Annotated in this window: 1 protein-coding gene; it reads right to left on the bottom strand. The window is 37.7% G+C overall.

Going from position 1 to position 422, the window contains the following annotated elements; all coding sequences use genetic code 11:
• The coding region (locus RM529_RS17815) for an AAA family ATPase (protein WP_311486070.1) at window positions 1-422 on the bottom strand (422 nt) is incomplete at both ends.

The following is a 422-nucleotide window of genomic DNA, read 5'->3' as shown; positions in this document are numbered from 1 at the left end:
CTTTTTATAGGTTGCTCTATGAATCGTTTAAGTTCTTCAGTCTTAACACCTACATCACTTAGTTGTTTCTGACTGTATGATTGGATGGGCAGTACCTTACGGATATCCTCTTCACTAACTTTTTGAAATTCCCCATCCCCAATCTTCAAAAGTATTTCCCTGCTTGAAGAATTTCTTTTAACGATATGCCGTACATCATTTTTGACCATTGTTATTCTTACCTCACCGCTAACAGCGGTTAAGGTTTTCTTTATCAGAGTATCTCGACGATTCTGAATGATATCCAGCTCTTGGTAGTTGCCAATTTTTACGGTTTGGTCGCATAGTCCCCATCTGATGTATTCCAATATGGTTGACTTGCCCGTTCCTCTTCCACCTATAAATGCATTATATTGACGATTGAATCTAATATTAAAACTTCC

The organism is Autumnicola edwardsiae, assembly GCF_031846505.1.
Lineage (GTDB): Bacteria > Bacteroidota > Bacteroidia > Flavobacteriales > Flavobacteriaceae > Autumnicola > Autumnicola edwardsiae.
The sequence above is the reverse complement of the archived record's forward strand: the minus strand, read 5'-3'. Positions and strand labels throughout refer to the sequence as shown.